The sequence below is a fragment of the Mesorhizobium sanjuanii genome (assembly GCF_002529485.1).
GTDB lineage: Bacteria > Pseudomonadota > Alphaproteobacteria > Rhizobiales > Rhizobiaceae > Mesorhizobium > Mesorhizobium sanjuanii.
This window is the reverse complement of record NZ_NWQG01000022.1, coordinates 52857-76153: the sequence shown is the minus strand read 5'-3', so window position 1 is coordinate 76153 and position 23297 is coordinate 52857. Positions and strand designations below refer to the sequence as shown.

The following is a 23297-nucleotide window of genomic DNA, read 5'->3' as shown; positions in this document are numbered from 1 at the left end:
TCCAAATTGCGCGAAAAGTACCGTCAGCGTTGGCACGACCCGCCGCCTGCCAAAACGGGCAATGTCTGGGCGCGACTTGGCTGCTGCGGTTCCCTTTTCGCGCCCTTGCTCAGTCTTCGTCCTGCCACCTGCGCAGATCCGTCTGGTCATGATAGGCCATGCGGTCAGGCGTGGTGATCAACTCAATCGTCGTGCCCCATGGCATGCGGCAATAGCAGACCCTGTTTCCGGGACCTTTTTCGGTGGCGTATGGAATAGCGCGCGGCGCGGTAAGGACTGTGCCACCGGCCTTCTCGAAGCGCTCAATCGAAGCGTCGATGTCGTCAGTGTAGACGCCGAAGTGCGTAATGCCGAAGTCGCTGGCTCGACCGACGAGGGCCATGGGATCATCGCGCTGGCGGAGCAGATGGAAGAAGGCGCGTTGGCCATGGAGCGCCGGCTTGCGGGGCAGGAACAGAATCTCAAGGGCAGTCTGCGCATTTCATCAGCGGACTGGTTTGGGGCCTATGTGCTCCCTCCCATCCTGGCAGATTTCTCGAAGGCCTATCCCAATGTCGACGTCGAGATCCTGACCGGCACGCGCCGGTTCAGCCTCGCCCAACGGGAGGCCGACGTCGCGTTTCGCATCGTTCCGTTCGACACTGCCGATGTCGTTCAGCAGCGGCTATTCAGGCTCGAATATGGCGTCTACATCGCCGAGGAGGCGGCTGATCCCAACTATGGCGACGGGACCGGTTTCCGGCTGATCACCCATGACACATCCACGGGCCATTTCCCTGACATCGCGTGGCTCATCGAGAGTTTCCCTAACGCGAGACCAGTCCTGCGATCGAACAACCGCAACGTCCAGGGGCGCATGCAGGCATGGCGTCGGCATCGCTGTCTTGCCCCGAGTGGTCGGCAATCAGATCCCCGGTATCCGCAGGTTGGAACTGCCGACGCCGCCGCCAACGCGAGAAATTTGGATGGGATACCACCGGGACCTACGGCGTCTTAAGCGTCTTCGTGCGTTCATCTCGACGGTGTCGGACCATCTGGTGAAAGCCACGGCATGATGTGCGGCCCTGAAAGAAGGCGCCGAAGGCGGCGTAGGGGACGCGAGGTCAGCGATGCTGACCGGGGCGGTGCCGACGGCCTTGCTGAGCATGTATGCCCCGGCGAGCCCCGACTGGGCGCCGCTGAGAATCATCGCCCACTGGGCTCCATACGACTTCCAGCGCCGCAGGCCGGTCATGAGTTGGAGGAGGCCGGTCAGGACAGCCCACACACCGAAGATCTGGAGCACCGCGTGCATGCCGTGCGGCAGGGTCGCCGCGACGGCGATCGCCGTCACCACGCTGACGACGAAGTTCAGCATCTGGCTCTTGTTACGCGCCAAGCCGTTGCTCCGGCTGGCGTCGAGATAGTTCGCCAGCGCGTCCCACGCGGGATAGGCGACGAGCATCACCGCTGCCAGCGACAGTATGGCCTTCGCGACCGTGAAGGCGAGCGCGACCCAGATGGCGGAGACTGCGAAGCGCAGATAGTAGTAGGTCTTGAGCCAGTCCTGGTCCGGGGACTTCGCGTCGGTGATGGTCTTCATGGCATGTTTCTTTTCTGTGATGCAGGCGCACGTCTCCTGTCCCGGGGTCGGGGTGGGTTGGTGGTCGGTGCTCAGGCGGTGTGCGGCTCGTGATCTGCCGCGTCGTCCCCCGATAGGTGACACAGACGCTGACGCTGTCGGACTGACCGTTCATGTCCGCTTCCCCTGCTTGGCTACCTAGGTGAATACCGGAAGTCAGGCGGCGAAGCCCCGTCGATCGTGTGCATGGCGCCCGTGATCCCGCGTGCCTGCGTTCCGGCGAGATAGAGCGTCAGGCTCGCGACCTCGTCGGCGGTGCCATAGCGCTTGATTGCCATCGACTCGAGCATGCCGGCCGCGCGCGCGGACCATCGGCAGGGTTCATGTCGGTATCCGTCGGACCAGGCTGAATTACGTTGATCGTGATGTCGCGCGGACCCAGGTCGCGTGCCAGGCCGCGCGCCATGCCTGCATCGCCGCCTTGGTCAGCACATGGGCTGCAAGTCCGGGGAACGGCATGCTGTCGGCGGTGTCGGATCCGATGACGAGGATGCGCCCGCCTTCGGGCATCAGGCGCGACGCCTCGACGCGGGCGATTTTTCGCACCTTGCGGCGTTCGACGGCGTGCCCAAGCCGTCCTAAAAAGTACCGTCACCGCTCCAACATCCTCAATTCAGTCAGCGTCCTGAACTGCACTACCCAAGCGTCTGACTGGCGAGGGCAAAGGTCATTGGAGGGGTAGCGCCGACGACGAAAAAATCGGCCAGGCGTTTGCCCATCGACATGGTGAGCACCGTGTCGAAAATAGGCATTCCGCTGTGCGACAGAAAGGCAGCGAACTCGCCCTGGTCCATGTGGGTGTCAATGCGCAGGAAAGACCCCGAATGGTCGGCCACGTGCGGCCGGACGACGGCCACGGCGTCGGCGTCGCTTTCCGCCACCACCGGCCCCACGACATGACCCCGCCCAAACGGCCGGCAGAGCGCGAAAGCGGTCAGCGTATCGCCCTTGAAAAGACCATAGCCGGCCGAGTGTGCGAAAAGCCTTTCGATGAGCGCAGCCCGCCTCACGCCAAACCCAGTCGCATCGAGCGCGATCACGGCGGCAATATCATTTTCGACCAAACGCCGGACATCGCCCCTGTTATTTGCCGGCCCAACGATGGTCTGCGCACGGGCGATGCCCTGGCATTGATAAACTGTCTTCTCCGGCTGGAAGTCGAGCGAGAGATAGAGCCGCCTTGCCGCACGCGTTGCGTTGAGGCGCAAGTCGCGGCCTACGACCTTGTCGAAAACCCGCTTCATCAACCATTGCCCCGCCCCCAGCGTCTGCAACCGCGGCGAGGTGATGACCATGCCCACGGTTGCAAAATCCGTACCATGCGCGAACCACATGGCCGAACCGAGAACCCGGCCGATCTCATCGAGCGCCACCAACCCCTGTCCCGACTCGCGCACGAATTGCCAATCCTCGGCGCGATGCGGCCATCCCACGGAGAGCGAAAGCGCGTGCAAGCGGTCCAGCTCGACGTCTTCGATGTCGCCGATCCGCATCGAGAAGGTATCGATTTTCAAGCTTCCGGACGGCTTCAATTCTGTGCCCCTGCAAGATTACCGCACCAGAGCGCCACGCACTGGTGGCCACCCTCTGCCCGCCAACGCTAAACGAGCAGACCGATACGATTTGCTCGAAAGCCGCGCAGCAACGCAAGATTCAACTGAAACATTTCAGCTTTCGGCACGCAATCGCGAAAGAACGCACGCATCCTCTTTGGAAATCTGGCAGCATATGGTCGACGGCACCGATTCCGGCGAACCCGAAACGCTTTGAGGGCTGGAATGGACGTCTTCGACATCCTCGACCGTCTCGTCGCCTTTCCATCGGTCGCCGGCAGGCCGAATGGCGATATCGCCGGCTGGATCGAGGCCTATCTCGCGGAACACGGAACCCGGGTCACCGTGCTTCCAGGGCCGGAGGGCGATCGTTCCAATCTTTTCGCGACGATCGGCCCCGCCAACGTCCCGGGCTATATCCTGTCCGGCCATATGGACGTTGTTCCCGCCGCCGAGCCGCAATGGAGCTCGTCTCCTTTCGCGCTGCGCCGGGAGGGCGAACGGCTCTACGGACGCGGCACCACGGACATGAAGGGGTTTCTTGCCGCGGCACTCGCAGCCGTGCCTGCGCTGGCGGGACTACGCCTCGCCAGGCCAATCCACCTCGCCTTCTCTTACGACGAGGAGGTGGGATGCCGCGGCGTGCCGCATTTGATCGCCCGCCTTCCCGAGCTTTGCGCGAAGCCGCTCGGCGTCATCGTCGGCGAGCCGAGCGGCATGCGCGCCGTGCGCGGCCACAAGGGCAAGGCGGCCGCCCGTGTGATCATCAACGGGCGCACCGGCCATTCCTCGCGGCCCGATCTCGGCCTCAACGCCATCCATGCCATGGCCGCTGCGCTGAGCGCGGCCGTGAACGAGGCCGAACGGCTGACACACGGTCCGTTCGACCCGGCCTTCGAGCCGCCCTACTCCTCGCTGCAGGCGGGCGTGGTGACGGGCGGACATCAGGTCAACATCATCCCCGACATCTGCACTCTGGACCTGGAGGCACGCGCCATACCTGGCGTCGACCCTGCGAGCCTGCTGGCACCTGTAAGGGCACGCGCAGAGGCGCTCGCGGCCGATGGCTTTCGCATCGCGTGGAACCCGAAGAGCGCCTATCCGGCGATGTCGCTGCCGCCGGACGCACCAATTGCGGGACTTCTGCACGCGCTGACCGGCGAAGCGCCGCTTGCCGCCGTCAGCTACGGAACGGAGGCCGGGCTCTACCAGGCCGCGGGGCTCGATGCGATCATCTGTGGACCCGGCGACATCGACCGCGCCCATAAGCCGGATGAGTACATTGTCACCAGCGAACTCGCGGGCTGCCAGCGATTGATCGAGGCGCTGGGCGCGCGCTGCGCGGCTTGAAGGAAACCGGAATGACATTCCTGTTCAATTCCGATACGCGCCGCGGGGCGGTCTTCGCCGATGCCTTCGCGAGAGAACTGCCGGATGTCCCCTTCACGATGGATGCCGCGACAGTCGATCCCCACGCCGTGCGTTACCTGATCAGCTGGACCGTGCCGGATAACATTTGCCGCTACAGGAACCTGGAAATCCTGTTTTCCATCGGCGCCGGCGTCGACCAGTTCCGCCTCGATGCGGTGCCAGCGAACGTGAAGATCGTGCGCATGATCGAGGAAGGCATCGTGCGCATGATGCAGGAATATGTGACGCTTGCCGTCCTCGCGCTGCATCGCAACCTCCCGGCCTATCTGGCGCAGCAGCGCGCTGGCGAATGGGCAGATATCGCACAGTTGCAGGCCGGGTCGCGCCGGGTCGGCGTGCTCGGCCTCGGGCAGCTTGGCCAAGCCGTCCTCGACCGCCTCAAGCCCTTCGGCTTCCCGCTTGCTGGATGGAGCCGCTCACCGCGGCGGATCGACGGCGTGACCTGTCATCATGGCGAGCCCGGGCTGAACGAGATGCTCGCGGCCAGCGACATTTTGATCTGCCTGCTGCCGCTGACCGAGGAGACGCGCGGTTTCCTCGATGCCGATCTGTTCGCGAAACTGCCCAAGGGCGCGGCGCTCGTCCACACCGGCCGGGGGCCGCAGCTCGACCAGGAAGCCCTTGTCGCCGCCCTCGACAGCGGCCAACTTTCAGCGGCGATGATCGACGTCACCGATCCCGAACCCCTGCCGGCGGGCCATCCGTTCTGGTCGCATCAAAAGATCATTTTGACCCCGCATGTCGCCAGCGTCACCCAGCCCGCCGGCGCCGCACAGGCCGTTGTCGAAAACATCCGACGTTACCGCGCCGGTCTTGACCCCATCGGGCTCGTCGACCGGTCGCGCGGCTATTGAAACTCAACATGAAAGGCCATCTCTTGTCCCTGCTCAAGACAGTCGATACCAGCCCTGCCTTTCCGCCGCGCGAATCCGCGGCGCTGCCCGAACGGCTGATTGCCGGCAACCCCGCCTTCAAGACCTGGGCGCAGGATGTCGCCAAGGGCGACCTGGTCCATACCGGCGTCTGGGAGGCGACGCCGGGGGAAACGCGCTCGATCAAGGGCGAGACCTTCGAGTTCTGCCACATCCTCTCCGGCGTGATCGAAATCACGCCCGACGACGGCAGACCGGTGACCTACCGCGCCGGCGACAGCTTCGTGATGAAACCTGGCTTCACCGGGATTTGGAAGACCATCGAAACGGTCCGCAAGATCTACGTAACCGTAGGGTAACGGGAGCGCGCGAGACGCGTGCCCTCCGCAACAGATTTTGCCGTCTGTCATCGCCGGCACACAACAATCATCCGCGACCGATCGCCGAACGGTGCATGCTGCGCTGCCGCCCGCGCTAGGCTCCTGCCGAATAGTCCAGAGTGGGTGCCATGGGCCTGAGCTTCGACCCGGATACCGTCTCCCTTCCTGTCGGCCATTTCATCGGCGGCGAGCTCATCGCTGCCGAGGGTGCGATCGAGATGCGCCGACCGTCGGATGGCAAGGTATATGCGGCCTGCCCGGTGGCCGGCGTCGATATGGTCGACCGTGCCGTGGAAAGCGCCAAAGCGACGCTGAAGTCCAGCAACTGGGGTGGTGTTCGGCCGCGCGAACGGACGAAGGCGCTCCAGGCCTGGGCCGACCTGATCGAGGCGGAAGCCGAAACGCTGGCCAGGATCGAGGCGCTGTGCTCGACCCGGCCTGTCGGCCAGCTCGTTGCCGGCGACATCGCCATAACCGCCGAGCAGATCCGCTTCTTTGCCGAATTCGCCGACAAGGAAGGCAGCGAGCTCGTGCCTACCGACGACGCCACTCTCGGCATGATCATGAGCGAGCCCTACGGTGTGGTCGGCGCGATCACGCCTTGGAATTTTCCCATCTCGATGGCCGGATGGAAGCTTGGCCCGGCATTGGCCGCGGGCAATGCGGTCGTGCTGAAGCCGTCGGAAATGACGCCCTTCTCGGCGGTCTATATGGCGCAACTCGCCGTGAGGGCAGGCCTGCCGGCAGGCCTTATAAACGTCGTGCTGGGAGACGGTCCGACGACCGGCACGGCGCTGACCGGCCATCCCGAAATCGCCAAGGTCAGCTTCACCGGCTCGACCCGCGCCGGCTCGGCGATCATGGAGAACATCGCCCGCACCGGCGTCAAGCCGATGACGCTGGAACTCGGCGGCAAGAGCCCGCAGCTCGTCTTTGCCGACGCCGATCTCGACAAGGCGGCGGCGGCGATCGCCGGCAGCGTCATCTTCAATGCCGGCCAGGCCTGCGTGGCCGGCACGCGCCTGATCGTCGAGAAGAGCGTCGCCGACAGGCTGACGGCCGCCATCGTGGAGCGAATGAAGGCGGCGCGGGCCGGCGCGACCTGGGATGAGACGACGCAGTATTCGCCGATCATTTCGGAGCGGCAGCGGGCGCGTGTCGACGGCATCGTGCGGGCCGCTGTCCAGGCCGGCGGCGAGTGCCTGACCGGTGGCGGGGCCATGGAAACTCGCGGCTATTTTTACGAACCGACGCTGATTGCCAATGTAGACCAGGCCAATCCGGCGATCGTCGAGGAGATCTTCGGCCCGGTCCTGACCGTCCAGACCTTCGAGACCGAGGAGGAGGCTCTGGCGCTGTCCAGCCATCCGACCTACGGGCTGGCCTCCGGCCTGTTCACGACCGACCTGTCCCGCACGATCCGTCTCGCGCGCAAGCTCGAAGCGGGTACCGTCTGGGTCAACCGCTACAGCCGCTCGCGCGACCACATCCTGCCGACCGGCGGCTACAAGCGCTCGGGCATCGGCAAGGACCTCGGCCGCGAGGCCTATCTCGCCAACCGCAGGACCAAGAGCGTCCTGATCAGCCTCTAGAGAGATGCCGATGAAATCCTATTCGATCGCTCTTATCCCCGGTGACGGCATCGGCTGCGACGTGACCGCCGCCACCTGGACGGTGCTGGAAACGGTGGCCGGAAACTTTGGCTTTGCGCTGACGGGAACCGAATTCCCGTGGTCCTGCAAATTCTACAAGGATACCGGTCGCATGATGCCCGAAGATGGCGTCGAGACCTTGCGCGGCTTCGACGCCATCCTGCTCGGCGCCGTCGGCTGGCCGGCGGAGGTGCCTGATTCCGTTTCGCTGCACGGCCTCCTGCTGCCGATCCGCAAGGCTTTCGTGCAATACGCTAACATCCGGCCGCATCGCCTGCTTCCGGGCGTGACGGGACCGCTGCGGGCGGAAAATTTCGACATATTGTGCATCCGCGAGAACACTGAAGGCGAGTATTCGGGCGCCGGCGGGCGCGTGCATCAAGGCACGCAGGACGAGGTCGCGGTGGAGACATCGATCTTCACCCGCGCCGGCGTCGAGCGGATCCTGCGCTTCGGCTTCGAGCAGGCGGGGGCGCGTCGGCGCAAGCTGGCCTCCGTCACCAAGTCGAACGCGCAGAAATACTCGATGGTGTTCTGGGACGAGATCACGCGAAAGCTGGCTGCGGATTATCCGGACGTCGAAGTGACCAGTTATCATGTCGACGCGCTCGCCGCACGTATGATCATGGCACCGGAGAGCCTCGACGTTGTCGTCGCCTCCAACCTGTTCGGCGATATCCTCACCGACATTGGCGCGGCGATCCAGGGCGGGCTCGGCTACGCTGCCTCCGCCAACATCAACCCCGACCGCTCGGCGCCGTCCATGTTCGAGCCGGTGCACGGCTCGGCGCCCGACATAGCCCATCTCGGCATCGCCAATCCGATCGCCACCATTTGGTCCGGCGCGATGATGCTCGATCATCTCGGCGAAACGGCCGCGGCCGGCCGCGTCATGCAGGCGATCGAGGCCGCAACCGCCAGAGGCATAGGGACCATTCCCGGCAAGGACCGGACGGAGGCCATCACGGCCGCAATCGTTGCGGCGCTCACCTGATTGCAAGGTCGTATTCGATGAAAAACCTCAGAGACAAAAAGCTCTTCCGCGAAGCCGGCCTGATCGGCGGCGAATGGGTCGCTGCCGGCTCCGGCAGGACGGTCGACGTCATCGATCCGGCGACCCAGGCCGCGATCGGCACGGTACCTGACATGGCCGGTTTGGAAACCCGCGCGGCCATAGAGGCAGCGGCTTCCGCGTACGGGCCTTGGAAGAAGAAGACCAACGCCGAGCGCGCCGCCCGCCTGGAAGCCTGGCACGGCCTGATGCTGGCGCATCTGGACGATCTGGCGCTGATCCTGACGACCGAACAGGGCAAACCGCTGGACGAGGCCAAGGGCGAGATCCACTACGGCGCGTCCTTCGTCAAATGGTTCGCGGAGGAGGCGCGTCGCATCAACGGTCATACCATCCCTTCGCCCACCTCCGACCGCCGCATCATCGTGCTGAAGGAACCGGTAGGCGTTTGCGGCATCATCACGCCGTGGAACTTCCCCAATGCGATGATCACCCGCAAGGTCGCGCCGGCCCTGGCCGCGGGCTGCACGGTGGTGATCAAGCCGTCCGAGTTCACCCCCTATTCGGCGCTGGCGCTCGGCGTGCTTGCCGAACGCGCCGGCATCCCCACCGGCGTCATCAACATCGTCACCGGCATGCCCACGGAGATCGGCAACGAGATCATGGCGAACGAGGCCGTCCGCAAGATCTCCTTCACCGGCTCGACGCGGGTCGGGTCGCTGCTGATGCGCGGGGCGGCCGACAGCGTGAAACGACTCAGCCTCGAACTCGGCGGCAACGCCCCCTTCATCGTCTTCGACGACGCCGATCTCGATCTCGCCATCGAGGGTGCGCTGGTCTCCAAGTTCCGCAATGGCGGCCAGACCTGCGTCTGCGCCAACCGTATCCTTGTCCAGGCCGGTGTCTATGAAAGCTTCGCCGCCAAGCTTTCCGCGCGCGTCAACGCCATGACGGTGGGGCCGGGCACGCAGCCGGGTGTTGCCATCGGGCCGATGATCAACATGGCGGCGGTCGAGAAGATCAACCGCCACGTCGAGGACGCACTCGCAAAGGGTGCTGCGATCATCACCGAGAAGCCGGCATTGCCCGAGGGTCCTCAGTATGTCGCGCCGCTGGTGCTCACCGGCGCCACAAAAGACATGCAGCTCGCCGGCGAGGAAACCTTCGGCCCGGTCGCGCCGCTCTTCCGTTTCGAAACGGAAGAGGAAGCTATCGCGCTCGCCAACGGCACGCCCTACGGACTTGCCTCCTATTTCTACACCGAGAACTTGAAACGCGCCTGGCGCGTCGGCGAAGCGCTGGAATTCGGCATGGTGGGCTTGAACACCGGCTCGGTCTCGATGGAAGTGGCCCCCTTCGGCGGCGTCAAGCAATCTGGTCTCGGACGCGAGGGCGCGCAGGCCGGCATCGAGGAATATCTCGAGATGAAGAGTTTTCACATGGGTGGGCTCAGCTGAGCAATTTGCTGAAGCCCTGGCCGGCCGGATCGGCGATCACTGAATCCGGTCGAGCGCCTTGTAGTAGAGGCCGACCATCGGCAGGAACCAGGGCTTGCCGGAATAACCGGGAATGGCAGGCCACTCGAGCCCCTTCAGCGGATTGCGGTCTTCGCGGCCAAGCATAGCATCGGCGAGAATCATGCCGAGATGGGTGGAAAGTTGCGCGCCGTGGCCGGAATAGCCCATCGCGTACCAGACACCGTCTTGGTAGCCGGCCCGCGGAAAGCGGTCCTTGGTCATGTCGACCAGCCCGCCCCAGCAATAGTCGATCTCGACCTTGGCGAGTTGCGGAAAGATCGCCGCGAGGCCTGCCCGCAATATCTCTCCGCTCCTGGCGTCGGAGCGCTGGTCCGATGTCGCCGAAAAGCGTGCGCGGCCGCCGAAGATCAGCCGGTTATCAGGCGATAGCCGGAAGTAGTTGCCGATGTTCATCGAGGTCACGCAGGTCCGGTTGCCTGGAATGGTCGCAGCGATCTCGGCGTCGCTCAACGGCCGCGTGGCGATGATGAAGCTGCCGACGGAGATGATCCTGCGACGAAAATAACTGAAATTCGGCGTGGTATAGGCGCCGGTCGCCACCAGCACGTTGTCGGCGCTGATCCACCCGCGAGAGGTTGTCAGCTCATGCCTGCTGCCGGCCTGCTTGCGATCGGTCACAACCGTGTTTTCGTGGATGACGGCACCGTGGCGGGCGGCGGCCGTGGCCAGGCCCGCCACATAGCGGCCCATATGCATCATGGCGCTCTTCTTCGAGAGCATCGCACCGTGGAAGGGCGAACCGATCTCGGACTTGAGATCGGCCGCCGACAGCAGTGCCGTATCCGGATCCACTTCCGCATGGAGGGCTTCGTAGTTGCGGGCGATCGCTTCGAAATGCTGCGGCTTGGAAGCGAGCTTCAGCTTGCCGGCACGGCGGAAATTGCAGTCGATGCCTTCCTCGGAAACCAGCGCCTCGATGGTGTCGACGGAGTCGTCCAGCGCCCGGTAGAGCGCGATTGCCCGTTCCTTGCCGAGCTCCGCCTTGGCCGCAAGGTAGCTATGGGCGAGGCCGTTGTTGAGGTGGCCGCCATTGCGACCGGATGCGCCCCAACCGACACGCTGCGCCTCTAGCACGACGACCTTGGCACCGGCCTTCGCCAGCTGGCGCGCGGCGGCGAGACCGGTGAAGCCGCCGCCGACGATGGCTGCATCATAGTGCCCCTCGACCGGGCCTTGCGCCCCGCCGGAAAAGACCTGGGCGGTGTCGTGCCAGTAGGAGACGAACTTCATCGGCAATCCGCCTGTTTCTAAAGACCGACCACGCCTGGAAGACCGGAAATATTGGCGATCTCTGTGTACCCGTAATACGGGTTGGCCGGTTCGTGCGCGCGGTTGACCCAGACCTTGTTCTTGATGCCGAGGTCATGCGCCGACATCAGGTCGTAGCGGAACGAAGACGAGCAGTGAAGAATGTCTTCAGGGCCGCAGCCCAACATATCGAGCATGTATTCGAAGGCTTTGAAGCGCGGCTTGTAGGCCTGCGCCTGCTCGGCCGTGTAGACGGCATGGAACGGCGCGCCGAGCTTCTCGACATTGGACATGATCTGCGCATTCATGGCGTTGGAGAGGATCACCAGCGGAATTTCCTTGGCGACCTTGGCAAGGCCTGCCGGAACGTCGGCGTGCGGTCCCCAGGTCGGAACACGCTCATAGACCATCTTGGCGTCGTCGGGGCTGAAAGCGACGGCATTGCGCTTGCAGGCGCGCTCGAGCGCATTGTGGATGACATCGGCATAAGGCTTCCAGTCGCCCAGGATCTCATCTAGCCGATAGGCCGCGAAGTTCTTGATGAACTCCTGCATGCGCGGCTCGTCGATCCGGCTGCCATAGAGATCGCGCGCCGCTTCCGCCATCTGGAAAAAGGTCAACGTGCCGTAGCAGTCGAAGGTGATGTATTTGGGCCTGAAGGAAGCCATGTCCGTCAATCTCCGGTGGAAACGCATCCGTGCTGGGATGTATTTCATCATAGGATGGCAGGCGACGAGCCACTTGACCGAAATCGGCTCTCCGAAAGCAGAAAGTTCCGTATCCGCCATCCGGTTTGGCATGCTGTAGCATCTTGCCTGTCGAGAAGCGCGCCATTGCACGACGGTGAAACGACCGCCGAGGACACTGCCAGCAGAAGATGCGGCGCACGCCCCGCGCAAAGGCGAAAGATATCGCAGAGACCGAAACCTTCAGACGATCTGCGGCGCGGCGATGACCGAGACTTACAAGCAGACGGAAGGATGCCTCATGCAACAGGGCGAGATCGAACTCCGGGACTTCGGGCCGGACCATATCGAGGGCGCGGTGGCGCTTTCTCGCCAGGAGAATTGGCCGCATCGCCCGCAGGACTGGCAAATGGCGCTGCAGCTCTCGAGCGGCACGGTCGCGCTCGACGACCAGGGCCGCGTCACCGGAACCATACTGGTGACGCCCTATGGCGCGGATTGCGCCATGATCAACATGGTGATCGTCGACAGGAATGTGCGGGGCAAGGGGCTCGGGCGCCGCCTCATGGATCAGGCCCTCGCCTTGGCCGGCGACCGTCCGCTGCGGCTCGTCGCGACAACGGACGGCATGCCTCTCTATGAAAAGCTCGGCTTCGTGCCGTCCGGTACGATCCGGCAACATCAGGGCAGCGTCGCCAAGCTTGGTGCGCCCGGCGGCGTGGAAGCCGCAGGCACCGACGATCTCCCGGAAATCAAGACGCTGGACCGCGACGCCTACGGCGCCGACCGTGAAGCCTTGATCGACGCGCTGGCCGAGCGTGGCCAATTCGCTGTCATCCGCCGCAATGGCGCCATCGAGGCCTATGCCGCGATCCGCCCGTTCGGACGCGGCGAGGTTATCGGCCCGGTCATCGCGGGCAGCGCGGAGGAAGCCAGGGCACTGATCGGTTTCTTCGCCGCGACCCGCCCCGGCGCCTTCCTCCGCGTGGATACGGACAGCAGGGCAGGCATCGCCGGCTGGCTCACGGAAATCGGCCTCGCTCATGTCGGCGGCGGCGTCGCCATGGATCGTCCATCCAGGACGGACGCGGAACAAGCCAGGCCAAGAGTTTACGCCCTCGCCAACCAGGCGCTCGGCTAGCCCGGAGGATAGAATGCTCGCCAATTCCCTGATCGAACTCGACCGCGCCCACCTCGTCCATCCGGTCTCATCCTATCGCGGCCATGAGGCGCTCGGCGTGCGCGTGCTGAAATCGGCGAAAGGTGCGACCGTGACCGACGCGTCCGGCCGACAGCTTATCGACGGTTTCGCCGGGCTATGGTGCGTCAATGCCGGCTACGGCCACGACAGCATCGTCGAGGCGGCGGCCCGGCAGATGCGCGAGCTTCCCTACGCGACCGCCTATTTCGACCTCGGCTCGGAGCCGGCCATCCGCCTCGCCTCGGAACTGGCCGAGCGCGCGCCCGGGGATCTCAATCACGTCTATTTCACGCTCGGCGGATCGGACGCGGTCGACAGCACGATCCGTTTCGTCCGCTACTACTGGAATGCGCGGGGCGAGCCGAAACGCGACCAGTTCCTTTCCATCGAGCAGGGTTATCACGGGTCATCGGTGGTCGGCGCGGGCCTCACCGCCCTGCCCGCCTTTCACGCCGGCTTCGGCATTCCCTTCGAATGGCAGCACAAGATCCCCTCGCCCTATCCCTATCGCAACCCGGTAGGCGAGGACGGCAACGCGATCACCACCGCATCGCTCGCCGCGCTGAAGGCCAAGATTGAGGAGCTCGGACCGGAGCGGGTCGCCGCCTTCTATGCCGAGCCAATCCAGGGCTCGGGCGGTGTTATCGTCCCGCCGAAGGGCTGGATCAAGGCGATACGCGAGCTCTGCCGGGAGTACGGCATCCTGTTCATCGCCGACGAGGTCATCACCGGCTTCGGCCGCACAGGCCCCCTGTTCGCCTGCACGGAGGAGGACATCGTTCCCGACTTCATGACGACCGCGAAAGGGCTGACCTCAGGCTATGTTCCTATGGGTGCCGTGTTCATGGCCGATCATGTCTACAACGTCATCGCCGATGGCGCGGGCACTTCTGCGGTCGGCCACGGCTATACCTACTCCGCCCATCCCGTCAGCGCCGCCGTCGCGCTCGAGGTGTTGAAGCTCTACGAAGACGGCCTTCTGGAGAATGGCATCAAGGCCGGCGCTCGCCTGATGGCGGGACTGGCAGGCCTGAGCGACCACCCGCTCGTCGGCGATGTGCGCGGTCGCGGCATGCTTGCCGCGATCGAGCTGGTGGTCGACAAAAAGAAGAAGACACCGCTTCCAGCGTCAGCCATGCCGGCGCGGCGCGTCTTCGACAGGGCGTGGGACAACGGTCTGATCATCCGTGCCTTTGCCAACGGGGTTCTCGGCTATGCTCCCCCGCTCTGCTGCACCGACGACGACATCGATGCGATCATCGATCGGACGCGCCGGACGCTCGACCAGACGCTGGAAGATGTCGATGTCCGCCAGGCCCTGGCATGACGGGCGACAAATACACGTGTTTCGAAATAGCGCCGGGGCAGACGATTTCGCAATTTTGTGCCGCCCCTCACGCGTTTTCGGCGAATTCAGCGCGGGGGAAGTGCCAGACTGTCCTTAAGACAAGGCCAGAAGTCCCGAATTCAGACCTTTTGAAAGGCCGACGCCCACGGAATTTTGTTCTGTTCAACACCATGCAATTCGGCCGCGCGCAGAGGAGAGCCAGTCTTGGCCAAGGGCTTTAGCGAATTCAAGTACATGACCTTCGACGTCGTCGGCACGCTGATCGACTTCGAAGGCGGCATTACGACCTGCCTGGCCGGGATTGCCGCTGACGCTGGCGTTGCTATCGATGGCGAAGCCGCGCTGGCCCTGTACCGGCAAGCTCGCTACATGCCCGATGCGGGGCTGTTTCCCGACGATCTCGTGCGTGTCTACATGGTCATCGCGCCGCAACTCGGCCTGCCGGCCGAGGAGAAATACGGCGTCCGGCTGCGGGATTCGGCCAGCGCCTGGCAAGGTTTCCCCGACAGCGCGGTAGCATTGGCGGAGCTTGCGAAGTCGCACAGGCTGATTGCCATGACCAATGCCCGGCGCTGGGCGCTCGATCATTTCGAGAAGCAACTCGGATCGCCCTTCTTCGCCACCTTCACCGCCGACGATACCGGCACGGAAAAACCAGACCCGGCCTTTTTCCAGAAGGTCTTCGATTTCGTCGCCTCAAGGGGCGACTGCAAGGATGACATCCTGCACGTCGCGCAAAGCCAGCACCACGATATCGGCATATCCCGGGCACTTGGCATGACCAATTGCTGGATCGAGCGCCGGCATGCCCAGAAGGGCTATGGCGGCACGATCGAGCCCGAGCGCTTCACCGCGCCCGACCACCACTTCACCTCAATGGCCGCGTTGGCGGCGGCCGTACGGGAAAGCCTGAAGGAACGAACCTGAGCCGAAGCCCGGAAAGCCGCGTCAAGACGAGCAACCCGGAAAACAAACAGAAAGGGGAATGATTATGACCGACAAGATCACGAACTGGACCAGCGCAGACGATGCCATGGTCGAAAATGCCATTCGGCGGGGCGCGAGCCGCCGCGAACTTCTCAAGATGCTGTTGGCCGGCGGCTCGGCGGTCGCCGCGGGCAGCGTGGTGCTCGGCCGTGCCACCCAGGCCGTCGCCGCCGAGCCGGTTTCCGGCGGAAATTTCAAGGCCGCCGGCTGGTCGTCCTCGACCGCCGACACGCTTGATCCGGCAAAGGCATCGCTGTCGACCGACTATGTCCGCTGCTGCTCGCTCTACAACCGCCTGACTTTCCTCGACAAGGATGGCGTCACGCAGATGGAGCTGGCTGAAAGCTTCGACAGCAAGGACGCCAAGACCTGGACCGTGAAGCTGCGCAAGGGCGTCACCTTCCATGACGGCAAGGATCTCACTGCCGACGACGTCGTCTTCTCGATGAAGCGCCATCTCGATCCGGCGGTCGGTTCCAAAGTAGCCAAGATCGCCGCGCAGATGACCGGCTTCAAGGCGGTCGACAAGTCGACCGTCGAAATTACGCTCGCCGATCCGAATGCCGACCTTCCGACCATCCTGGCGCTGCATCACTTCATGATCGTGGCCGACGGCACCACCGACTTCTCCAAGGGCAATGGCACCGGCGCCTTCGTGCTGCAGACATTCGAACCGGGCGTGCGGTCGGTCGTCACCAAGAACAAGAACTACTGGAAATCGGGCCAGCCCTATCTCGACTCGTTCGAGTTCATCGCCATCAGCGACGACAGCGCCCGCGTCAACGCCCTGCTTTCCGGTGACATCAACTTCGCCGCCGCGATCAATCCGCGCGCGATGAAGCTCATCGGCGGCCAGCAGGGCTTCGAATTGTCGAAGACGACCTCGGGCAACTACACCGACCTCAACATCCGGCTCGACATGGATCCGGGCAACAAGGCCGACTTCGTGACCGGCATGAAATACCTCGTCAATCGGGAGCAGATCGTCAAATCGGCATTGCGCGGCCTTGGCGAAATCGGCAACGACCAGCCCGTCTCGCCGGCAAACATCTTCCACAATGCCGACCTCAAGCCGAAGGCCTTCGACCCGGACAAGGCCAAGTTCCACTTCCAGAAGTCGGGCCTGCTCGGTCAGTCCATCCCCGTGGTCGCCTCCGATGCCGCGACCTCGTCGATCGACATGGCTGTCATCATCCAGGCCGCCGGTGCCGATATCGGCATGAAGCTCGATGTCCAGCGCGTCCCGTCCGACGGCTACTGGGACAATTACTGGCTCAAGGCGCCGGTCCATTTCGGCAACATCAATCCACGCCCGACGCCAGACATCCTGTTCTCGCTCCTCTACGCCTCCAACGCGCCCTGGAACGAAAGCCAGTACAAGTCGGAGAAGTTCGACAAGCTGATGATCGAGGCGCGCGCCTCGCTCGACCAGGCCAAGCGCAAGGAAATCTACGGCCAGATGCAGACCATGGTCTCCGAGGAGGCCGGCACCATCATCCCGGCCTACATTTCCAACGTGGATGCCCTCTCCAGCAAGGTGAAGGGTTTGGAGGCGAACCCGCTCGGTGGCATGATGGGCTACGCAATGGCGGAATATCTCTGGCTCGAAACCTGAGAGGCGCCGGCCGGTGACCGGACAGCCGGTCGCTGGCACCTTATTGCGCAACATGGCTTGGCCGAACGCAACCGCAGGAGCGCTTCCATGACGTCTGGGGTTCTAAACCTCGTGCTGAAGCGGCTGGCGATCGCGGTCGTCACGCTTCTGATCGTCCTGTTCGCCGTGTTTTTCGCCACCAGCATGCTGCCTGGTGACACCGCGTCGATCCTGCTCGGCCAGGCGGCGACCCCGGAAGCCGTCGCCGGCCTGCGCGAGGCCATGCATCTCAACGATCCGGCAATCCTGCGCTTCCTGCGCTGGCTTCTCGGCCTGCTCCATGGCGACCTCGGCACCTCCTATGCCAATGAGATGCCGGTCGCGGCGCTGATCGGCGGGCGCTTCGTCAACACCATGGAGCTCGCCGGCATCACCACGCTGCTTTCGGTGCCGCTGGCGCTGACGCTGGGCATCACCGCCGCAATGCTGCGCGGTTCCCTCTACGACCGCACCGTCACCATTCTTGCGATCGGCGTCATCTCGGTGCCGGAATTCATGGTCGCGACGCTGGCGGTCCTGCTTTTCGCCGTTTACCTCAAATGGCTGCCGGCGCTATCCTCGGTCAATGAGGCGCATACGCTGACCGACCTCGTGCGCATCTATGCCATGCCGGTGATCACACTCACCTTCGTCATCTCCGCCCAGATGATCCGCATGACCCGCGCCGCGGTGATCGAAACGCTCTCCACGCCCTATGTCGAGATGGCGCTTCTCAAAGGCGCCTCACGCGGCCGCATGGTGCTCAAGCACGCACTTCCCAATGCGCTCGGGCCAATCGTCAACGCGGTTGCGCTGTCGCTGTCCTATCTGGTCGGCGGCGTCATCATCGTGGAGACGATCTTCAACTATCCAGGCATCGCCAAGCTGATGGTCGATGCGGTCGCGACCCGCGACCTGCCGCTGATCCAGAGCTGCGCGATGATCTTCTGCCTTGGCTATCTCTTGCTCATCACCGTCGCCGACATCATCGCCATCATGTCCAACCCGAGGCTCAGGTGACGATGGCGCGCGTGGCAGCTTCCCGACGGTCCTTCCTGGGCCACAGCTACAATCTCGTGGGCGTCGTGGCCTCGCTGGTCATCTTGGCGTGGACGCTGATCGCCATCTTCGCGCCCGCCATCATTCCCCATTCGATCGGCGACATCGTCGACGACGATTATTTCGGCCCGATGCGTCAGGGCCTATGGCTCGGCTCGGACTATCTGGGGCGCGACATGCTCTCGCGGGTGCTGATGGGGGCGCGCTACACCGTCGGCATATCGCTCGCTGCCGTCTGTATCGCCTGCTTTTCCGGCGTGGTGCTGGGGATGATCGCTGCCGTCACCGGCGGCTGGCTCGACAGCTGCCTCAGCCGCTTCCTCGACGCCATGAACTCCATCCCCAGCAAGCTGTTCGGTCTTGTCGTCGTCGCCGCGGTCGGCTCGTCGATCCCGGCGCTGATCCTGACGCTCGCCGTCATCTATATCCCCGGCGCCTACCGTTTCGCGCGGGCGCTCGCCGTCAACATCAACAGCATGGACTTCATGACCGTCGCCCGCGTCCGCGGCGAAAGCACCGCCTATCTCATCGGCTCCGAGATCCTGCCCAACATCATGCGCCCGGTTCTGGCCGACTTCGGCCTGCGCTTCGTCTTCATTGTGCTCTTGCTCTCCGGCCTGTCCTTCCTCGGGCTCGGCCTGCAGCCGCCGCTCGCCGACTGGGGCGCGCTGGTGCGCGAGAACATTGGCGGCCTGCCCTTCGCGGCACCGGCCGTCATCGTGCCGTCGCTGGCGATCGCCAGCCTCACCATCAGCGTCAACCTGCTGATCGACAACCTGCCACAGAAGATCAGGGACAGGGACGCATGACCAATCTCGTCGAGGTCAGGAACCTGAGGATCGAGGCGACGACCGACGCCGGTCGCGTCGTCGAAATCATCAAGGGCGTCAGCCTCGACATCGCCGATGGCGAGATCGTCGCCCTGATCGGCGAGAGCGGCTCCGGCAAGACGACGATCGCGCTTTCGCTTATGGGCTATGCGCGGCCTGGCTGCCGGATCACCGGCGGCGAGATCAATGTGAACGGCAAGAACATGGCGGCACTTTCCGAAAAGCAGCGCGCCAGGTTGCGCGGCACCGACATAGCCTATGTTCCGCAAAGTGCCGCCGCCTCCTTCAACCCCTCGTCCACCATCATGGAGCAGGTGATCGAGGTTACGCGCATCCATGGCCTGATGTCGCCCGAGCAGGCGCGCAAGCGAGCGATCGAGCTGTTCAGGGCCTTGTCGCTGCCGGACCCGGAAGGGATCGGCGCGCGCTATCCGCACCAGGTTTCTGGCGGGCAGTTGCAGCGGCTGTCGGCGGCGATGGCACTCATCGGCGATCCCAAGCTGATGATCTTCGACGAGCCGACCACGGCACTCGACGTGACGACGCAGATCGACGTGCTGAAGGCATTCAAGTCGGTCATGCGGGCCGGCGGGATAGCGGGTGTCTATGTCTCCCACGACCTCGCCGTCGTCGCTCAGATCGCCGACCGCATCGTGGTGCTGAAGGGCGGCGAAGTGCAGGAGACCGGCACCACGGCTCAGATCCTTTCGGCTGCTCAGCATCCCTACACGCGCGAACTGCTGGCTGCCTTCGAGCCGAAGCCGCGGCAAGCACACGCGGACGCGGATGCCGGGAGGAAAGATCTGCTGCGTATCGACAATGTGACCGCCGGCTATGGTGCGGTGCGAGCTGACGGACTGCCGCTTATCCGCGCTGTCGATTCCGTCAGCCTGGTCGTGGAGAAGGGGCGCAATCTCGGCGTCATCGGCGAATCCGGCTGCGGAAAATCAACGCTGGCGCGCGTCATCGCCGGCATCCATCCGGCAGCGGCCGGCGACATCGTCTTCGACGGCAAAGAACTGCAGCGCGCCGCAGGCAAACGCAGCCAGGACCAGCTGCGCGAGATGCAGATCGTGTTCCAGTATGCCGACACCGCGCTCAATCCGGCCAAGCCAGTGGAGGACATCATCTCCCGTCCGCTGGCCTTCTATCACGGGCTCGACAGGCAGGCGCGATCGAAGCGCGTCGACGAACTGCTCGACATGGTTCGCCTGCCGAGGACGCTGCGCTACCGTCGCCCGTCGGAGCTCTCCGGCGGCCAAAAGCAGCGCGTGAACTTCGCGCGCGCCCTGGCGGCCGACCCCAAGCTGATCATCTGCGACGAAATCACTTCGGCGCTCGACACGGTGGTGGCGGCCGCGGTGATCGAGCTGCTCAAGGAACTGCAGCGCGAGCTGGGGCTTTCCTACATTTTCATCAGCCACGACCTCTCCGTCGTCGAAGCGATCTGCGACGAGATCATGGTTATGTACAATGGCGAGCGTGTGGAGCAGATCACTCCCGAAAGGCTGCAGGCGCCCACCCACCCCTACTCCAAACTTCTGTTCTCCTCCGTGCCGAAACTTGACCCGACGTGGCTTGATGGCCTCGTCCGCGACCCCGAACTGATCAGCCAGTACGGCCACCGCTGACTACAAGGGGAACAGGCTGGGCAGCGGCATGTGCGCCTTGACGATGGGAGACTTCAGCACCACGAAGCTGAAATACTTGTCGATGCCGATATCCGTCGCTCAGCCGCTCCATGATCTCCTGGTACTCGCCGATGCCGGCGGCGACGAATTTCATCAAATAATCGTAACGGGCGGAGACGCGGTGACATTCGACGGCCGCATCGACCTTGTCGATGGCGGCAAGGAAGCATGCGAAGTCGATCTGGCGATGGTTCTTGAGCGTAATTTCGGTGAAGACGGTGAGCGTCCGCCCCAGCTTGGCGATGTCGATCTGCGCCCGAATAGCGCACGATATAGCCTTCGCATGCAGCTTCTTTACCCGCATCAGGCAGGGGCTGGGGGAGGAATTGACCCGTTCCGCCAGCTCCACATTGGTGATGCTCCGTTCTTCTGTAGCTCGTAGAGAATCTTGATATCAATCCGATCGAGTTTCACGGCCTCGCCTACAATTGCGAGCAGAGCCGGTAGGCCTCATAGATCGATGAGTAGATGTCGCGGCTGGCAATCGCGTCGCCAATGCGGTGCAGGACGAACGATCCGGCAGCTCGTGGACCATTGTCCCGCTTCGTTTCCGTTCCCGTCATCAGCGCTATGTCGGTGACGCCGTTATTGGCTGAGTGCGCACGCAATTCCTGGTAGGTGTCTTCCATGGGCGCCGTGCCGCGCTCGACAATGAGCTGGGCGGCGGTCATTTCCGTTTCCGCACCGGTGAGTTCATGCCGGAACGTGGCGGTGATGCCGTTGCCTTGGCGCGCTGCCTTGACCAGGCGCACATCGCTGACGACGCGGATGCCGCGTTCCGAGGCGCGTTTGCGGAAACTTACCCTGTCCGGATAGGGCGTCTCGATCGCCAGCGTGTCGTCCGATATGGCCAGGCTGACCACGCGCCCGTGTTGGGCGAGATGCAGGGCGCACGAAATCGCGGCCTGGCGTCCGGTCTCGTCGTAGATAAGCACATCGTCCTTCGCCTGCACCACTCCGGTCAGGACGTCCCAGACGCTGTCGCAATATTCAGCACCCTCCAGCCGTTCCATATCCGGAATGCCGCCGGTGGCGACGATGACCGCGTCCGGCTTTACCGAAAGGACGATCTCTGCATCCGCATAGGTGTTGAGACGGACTTCCACGCCAAGCCGCGCGAGTTCATCGACGCGCCAGTCGACTATGCCGATGAGATCCTTGCGATCGGACGCCGAGGCCGCGACGAGCACCTGCCCACCAAGTCGCGCCCCGGCTTCGAGCAAGCTCACTCTGTGGCCGCGCTCGGCGGCGACCCTTGCCGCTTCCATCCCGCCCGGACCACCGCCGACCACGACCACTCGTTTCGGCGTTTCAGCCCGCACGATGGTATGGCTGATGATCGTTTCATGGCCACTGGCCGGGTTGTGAATGCACTGCACCTTCTTGTACAGGCAGTAGGACGCCCCGACACACGGGCGAATGCGTTCTTCTTCTCCGCGCATCACCTTGTTGACGATATCGGGGTCGGCAATATGCGCCCGGGTCATGCCGACCAGATCGACAAGGTTTTCGCGGATGGCATGCCGCGCCGTGGCTATGTCCCGAATACCTGCGGCGTGGATCACGGGCAGACTGGTTTGCTGTTTGAACTGTCCGACCAGCGGCAAAAACGGCGCGCTGGGGCTAAATATGCCGGGCATGTTCTGCTCAGCCAACGACAGGTCGGTGTCCATGCGGCCAAAGATACAGTTAAAGAAGTCGATATGGCCTTCCCGCTCGAACAGCTGGGCGAAGGCAAGGCATTCCTCGAAATCCGACCCGTCCTCGACGGCCTCGTCGACCACGAACCGGATGCCGACGGCGAAGTCGTCGCCCACCGCGCGGCGGATTGCCTCGTGAACCATCAGGCCGAAGCGCGCGCGGTTTTCCAGTGAGCCGCCGAAGCCATCCGTACGCCTGTTGGTTCTGAGCGAGAGGAATTGGCCGATTAGATGGCCGCCGGTGACGGTTTCGACGCCATCCAGACCGCCGTCCAGGCAGCGCCTGGAGGCACTGGCATAATCCTTGATGATCCTGTCGATGTCCGCGGCGTCCATCTCCTTCGGAAAATTCCGGTTTCGCGTCTCGCGAACGCGTGATGGCGCCACCGGCGGCAGCCAGTTTCCGGCATAGGCGGTGGCGCGCCGGCCAAGGTGTGAGACCTGGCACATGACGGCAGCGCCGTGGCGGTGGATGCGCTCCGACAGCGATTGGAGATGAGGCACGATGCGGTCGGTCGAAAGGTCCAGCTGACCGCCGCCCCAACTCGAGTCGGGCGACGTCATCGCCGAGCCGCCCACCATGGTCATCGCCAGGCCGCCGCGCGCCTTCTCCTCATGGTAGCGTTGGTAGCGCTCGAGCGGCAGGCCGCCATCGTCCAGCATCGAAGCATGGCTGGTGCTGACGACACGGTTGCGCAGCGTCAGACCCCTGAGCCGAAATGGCTGCAGCAGAGGATCGCTGGATGTGCTGCCTGCTTGAGATGCCACCACCTTCACGTCCTGCTCCGCCCATTCATTGGGGTTATACTTCGCCATTTTCGGGGTCATAGAAAGCTTGTAAATTGTTGGGGCAGC

General features: G+C 63.8%; 21 protein-coding genes and 4 pseudogenes. 15 read left to right on the top strand and 10 right to left on the bottom strand.

Annotated features, from left to right (window positions below):
* Positions 1–109: 109 nt before the first annotated feature.
* A pseudogene (locus CN311_RS04860) lies at positions 110–361 on the bottom strand (VOC family protein); the annotation flags it as partial.
* Between CN311_RS04860 and CN311_RS04855 the strand changes: the two are divergent.
* Positions 341–1055: pseudogene (locus CN311_RS04855) on the top strand (LysR family transcriptional regulator). The pseudogenes CN311_RS04860 and CN311_RS04855 sit on opposite strands and share 21 nt — an antisense overlap.
* Before the next feature lie 146 nt (positions 1056–1201).
* Here the strand turns inward: CN311_RS04855 and CN311_RS33820 are convergent.
* From CN311_RS33820 to CN311_RS04845, 5 genes and pseudogenes are all read right to left on the bottom strand, one after another.
* Positions 1202–1294, bottom strand: a pseudogene (locus CN311_RS33820) (DUF308 domain-containing protein); the annotation flags it as partial.
* 461 nt (positions 1295–1755) lie between these two features.
* Positions 1756–1899 carry a hypothetical protein gene (locus tag CN311_RS33275; RefSeq protein ID WP_245440733.1) on the bottom strand — a complete coding sequence of 48 codons (144 nt, stop codon included), beginning with the start codon at positions 1897–1899 and terminating at the stop codon, positions 1756–1758.
* Positions 1854–2027, bottom strand: coding sequence for an SDR family oxidoreductase (locus tag CN311_RS33270; RefSeq protein WP_245440726.1), 174 nt, complete (start codon positions 2025–2027; stop codon positions 1854–1856). Before CN311_RS33270 ends, CN311_RS33275 begins: the two co-directional genes overlap by 46 nt.
* Positions 1973–2167: a hypothetical protein gene (locus tag CN311_RS33265; protein ID WP_245440732.1), complete on the bottom strand. Its 195-nt coding sequence runs from the start codon at positions 2165–2167 to the stop codon at positions 1973–1975. Before CN311_RS33265 ends, CN311_RS33270 begins: the two co-directional genes overlap by 55 nt.
* An 89-nt stretch (positions 2168–2256) precedes the next feature.
* Positions 2257–3114, bottom strand: a complete 858-nt coding sequence (locus CN311_RS04845; protein WP_097572294.1) for a GNAT family N-acetyltransferase — start codon at positions 3112–3114, stop codon at positions 2257–2259.
* Here CN311_RS04845 and CN311_RS32160 point away from each other — a divergent pair.
* The 7 genes from CN311_RS32160 (at position 3098) to CN311_RS04815 (ending at position 9978) form a co-directional block, all read left to right on the top strand.
* Positions 3098–3391 (top strand): hypothetical protein, encoded by a 294-nt coding sequence (locus CN311_RS32160; protein WP_133117134.1) that lies wholly within the window; start codon positions 3098–3100, stop codon positions 3389–3391. The genes CN311_RS04845 and CN311_RS32160 overlap by 17 nt on opposite strands.
* Before the next feature lie 8 nt (positions 3392–3399).
* Positions 3400–4524 carry an acetylornithine deacetylase gene (gene argE / locus CN311_RS04840; RefSeq protein WP_097572248.1) on the top strand — a complete coding sequence of 375 codons (1125 nt, stop codon included), beginning with the start codon at positions 3400–3402 and terminating at the stop codon, positions 4522–4524.
* 11 nt (positions 4525–4535) lie between these two features.
* Positions 4536–5459 (top strand): 2-hydroxyacid dehydrogenase, encoded by a 924-nt coding sequence (locus tag CN311_RS04835; protein ID WP_097572292.1) that lies wholly within the window; start codon positions 4536–4538, stop codon positions 5457–5459.
* 23 nt (positions 5460–5482) lie between these two features.
* Entirely contained in the window at positions 5483–5836 is a 354-nt protein-coding gene (locus CN311_RS04830) for a cupin domain-containing protein (protein ID WP_097572293.1), read from the top strand.
* 149 nt (positions 5837–5985) lie between these two features.
* A complete protein-coding gene (locus tag CN311_RS04825) occupies positions 5986–7449 on the top strand; it encodes an aldehyde dehydrogenase family protein (RefSeq protein ID WP_097572247.1) in 1464 nt (487 codons plus the stop codon).
* A gap of 10 nt (positions 7450–7459) precedes the next feature.
* Positions 7460–8503 carry a tartrate dehydrogenase gene (locus CN311_RS04820; RefSeq protein ID WP_097572246.1) on the top strand — a complete coding sequence of 348 codons (1044 nt, stop codon included), beginning with the start codon at positions 7460–7462 and terminating at the stop codon, positions 8501–8503.
* Positions 8504–8520: 17 nt separating this feature from the next.
* On the top strand, positions 8521–9978 hold the full coding sequence (locus CN311_RS04815; protein WP_097572245.1) for an NAD-dependent succinate-semialdehyde dehydrogenase: 1458 nt from the start codon (positions 8521–8523) through the stop codon (positions 9976–9978).
* A gap of 36 nt (positions 9979–10014) precedes the next feature.
* On the opposite strand, the gene CN311_RS04810 is transcribed toward CN311_RS04815, so the two are convergent.
* Positions 10015–11289, bottom strand: coding sequence for an NAD(P)/FAD-dependent oxidoreductase (locus tag CN311_RS04810; protein ID WP_097572244.1), 1275 nt, complete (start codon positions 11287–11289; stop codon positions 10015–10017).
* Positions 11290–11306: 17 nt separating this feature from the next.
* Positions 11307–11975: a haloacid dehalogenase type II gene (locus CN311_RS04805; RefSeq protein ID WP_097572291.1), complete on the bottom strand. Its 669-nt coding sequence runs from the start codon at positions 11973–11975 to the stop codon at positions 11307–11309.
* A 319-nt stretch (positions 11976–12294) separates the two neighbouring features.
* Here CN311_RS04805 and CN311_RS04800 point away from each other — a divergent pair, with 319 nt between their 5' ends.
* From CN311_RS04800 to CN311_RS04770, 7 genes are all read left to right on the top strand, one after another.
* Positions 12295–13134: a GNAT family N-acetyltransferase gene (locus CN311_RS04800; protein ID WP_097572290.1), complete on the top strand. Its 840-nt coding sequence runs from the start codon at positions 12295–12297 to the stop codon at positions 13132–13134.
* Between the two features lie 13 nt (positions 13135–13147).
* Positions 13148–14521, top strand: coding sequence for an aspartate aminotransferase family protein (locus CN311_RS04795; protein ID WP_097572243.1), 1374 nt, complete (start codon positions 13148–13150; stop codon positions 14519–14521).
* A 225-nt stretch (positions 14522–14746) separates the two neighbouring features.
* Positions 14747–15469, top strand: a complete 723-nt coding sequence (locus CN311_RS04790) for an HAD-IA family hydrolase (RefSeq protein ID WP_097572242.1) — start codon at positions 14747–14749, stop codon at positions 15467–15469.
* A 64-nt stretch (positions 15470–15533) separates the two neighbouring features.
* A complete protein-coding gene (locus tag CN311_RS04785; RefSeq protein ID WP_097572241.1) occupies positions 15534–17144 on the top strand; it encodes an ABC transporter substrate-binding protein in 1611 nt (536 codons plus the stop codon).
* 87 nt (positions 17145–17231) lie between these two features.
* Positions 17232–18182 (top strand): ABC transporter permease, encoded by a 951-nt coding sequence (locus CN311_RS04780; RefSeq protein ID WP_097572240.1) that lies wholly within the window; start codon positions 17232–17234, stop codon positions 18180–18182.
* Positions 18183–18184: 2 nt separating this feature from the next.
* The gene (locus CN311_RS04775; RefSeq protein WP_097572239.1) at positions 18185–19030 is read left to right on the top strand and encodes an ABC transporter permease; all 846 of its coding nucleotides are present in this window, start codon (positions 18185–18187) and stop codon (positions 19028–19030) included.
* On the top strand, positions 19027–20682 hold the full coding sequence (locus CN311_RS04770; RefSeq protein WP_097572238.1) for an ABC transporter ATP-binding protein: 1656 nt from the start codon (positions 19027–19029) through the stop codon (positions 20680–20682). The genes CN311_RS04775 and CN311_RS04770 overlap by 4 nt, the downstream gene beginning before the upstream one ends.
* On the opposite strand, the pseudogene CN311_RS04765 reads toward CN311_RS04770, so the two are convergent.
* Together CN311_RS04765 and CN311_RS04760 are read right to left on the bottom strand one after the other, a co-directional pair.
* Positions 20683–21156: pseudogene (locus tag CN311_RS04765) on the bottom strand (Lrp/AsnC family transcriptional regulator).
* 8 nt (positions 21157–21164) lie between these two features.
* On the bottom strand, positions 21165–23258 hold the full coding sequence (locus tag CN311_RS04760; protein ID WP_165779584.1) for an oxidoreductase: 2094 nt from the start codon (positions 23256–23258) through the stop codon (positions 21165–21167).
* Positions 23259–23297: the final 39 nt, after the last annotated feature.

What these genes read in the sequence shown, in the direction of transcription:
- CN311_RS33275 (WP_245440733.1), bottom strand. Translation starts at nt 1,899, where the DNA reads ATGGCAATCAAGCGCTATGGCACCGCCGACGAGGTCGCGAGCCTGACG.
- CN311_RS33270 (WP_245440726.1), bottom strand. Translation starts at nt 2,027, where the DNA reads ATGGCGCGCGGCCTGGCACGCGACCTGGGTCCGCGCGACATCACGATC.
- CN311_RS32160 (WP_133117134.1), top strand. Translation starts at nt 3,098, where the DNA reads ATGTCGCCGATCCGCATCGAGAAGGTATCGATTTTCAAGCTTCCGGAC.
- CN311_RS04845 (WP_097572294.1), bottom strand. Translation starts at nt 3,114, where the DNA reads ATGCGGATCGGCGACATCGAAGACGTCGAGCTGGACCGCTTGCACGCG.
- argE (WP_097572248.1), top strand. Translation starts at nt 3,400, where the DNA reads ATGGACGTCTTCGACATCCTCGACCGTCTCGTCGCCTTTCCATCGGTC.
- CN311_RS04835 (WP_097572292.1), top strand. Translation starts at nt 4,536, where the DNA reads ATGACATTCCTGTTCAATTCCGATACGCGCCGCGGGGCGGTCTTCGCC.
- CN311_RS04825 (WP_097572247.1), top strand. Translation starts at nt 5,986, where the DNA reads ATGGGCCTGAGCTTCGACCCGGATACCGTCTCCCTTCCTGTCGGCCAT.
- CN311_RS04820 (WP_097572246.1), top strand. Translation starts at nt 7,460, where the DNA reads ATGAAATCCTATTCGATCGCTCTTATCCCCGGTGACGGCATCGGCTGC.
- CN311_RS04815 (WP_097572245.1), top strand. Translation starts at nt 8,521, where the DNA reads ATGAAAAACCTCAGAGACAAAAAGCTCTTCCGCGAAGCCGGCCTGATC.
- CN311_RS04810 (WP_097572244.1), bottom strand. Translation starts at nt 11,289, where the DNA reads ATGAAGTTCGTCTCCTACTGGCACGACACCGCCCAGGTCTTTTCCGGC.
- CN311_RS04805 (WP_097572291.1), bottom strand. Translation starts at nt 11,975, where the DNA reads ATGGCTTCCTTCAGGCCCAAATACATCACCTTCGACTGCTACGGCACG.
- CN311_RS04800 (WP_097572290.1), top strand. Translation starts at nt 12,295, where the DNA reads ATGCAACAGGGCGAGATCGAACTCCGGGACTTCGGGCCGGACCATATC.
- CN311_RS04795 (WP_097572243.1), top strand. Translation starts at nt 13,148, where the DNA reads ATGCTCGCCAATTCCCTGATCGAACTCGACCGCGCCCACCTCGTCCAT.
- CN311_RS04785 (WP_097572241.1), top strand. Translation starts at nt 15,534, where the DNA reads ATGACCGACAAGATCACGAACTGGACCAGCGCAGACGATGCCATGGTC.
- CN311_RS04780 (WP_097572240.1), top strand. Translation starts at nt 17,232, where the DNA reads ATGACGTCTGGGGTTCTAAACCTCGTGCTGAAGCGGCTGGCGATCGCG.
- CN311_RS04775 (WP_097572239.1), top strand. Translation starts at nt 18,185, where the DNA reads ATGGCGCGCGTGGCAGCTTCCCGACGGTCCTTCCTGGGCCACAGCTAC.
- CN311_RS04770 (WP_097572238.1), top strand. Translation starts at nt 19,027, where the DNA reads ATGACCAATCTCGTCGAGGTCAGGAACCTGAGGATCGAGGCGACGACC.
- CN311_RS04760 (WP_165779584.1), bottom strand. Translation starts at nt 23,258, where the DNA reads ATGGCGAAGTATAACCCCAATGAATGGGCGGAGCAGGACGTGAAGGTG.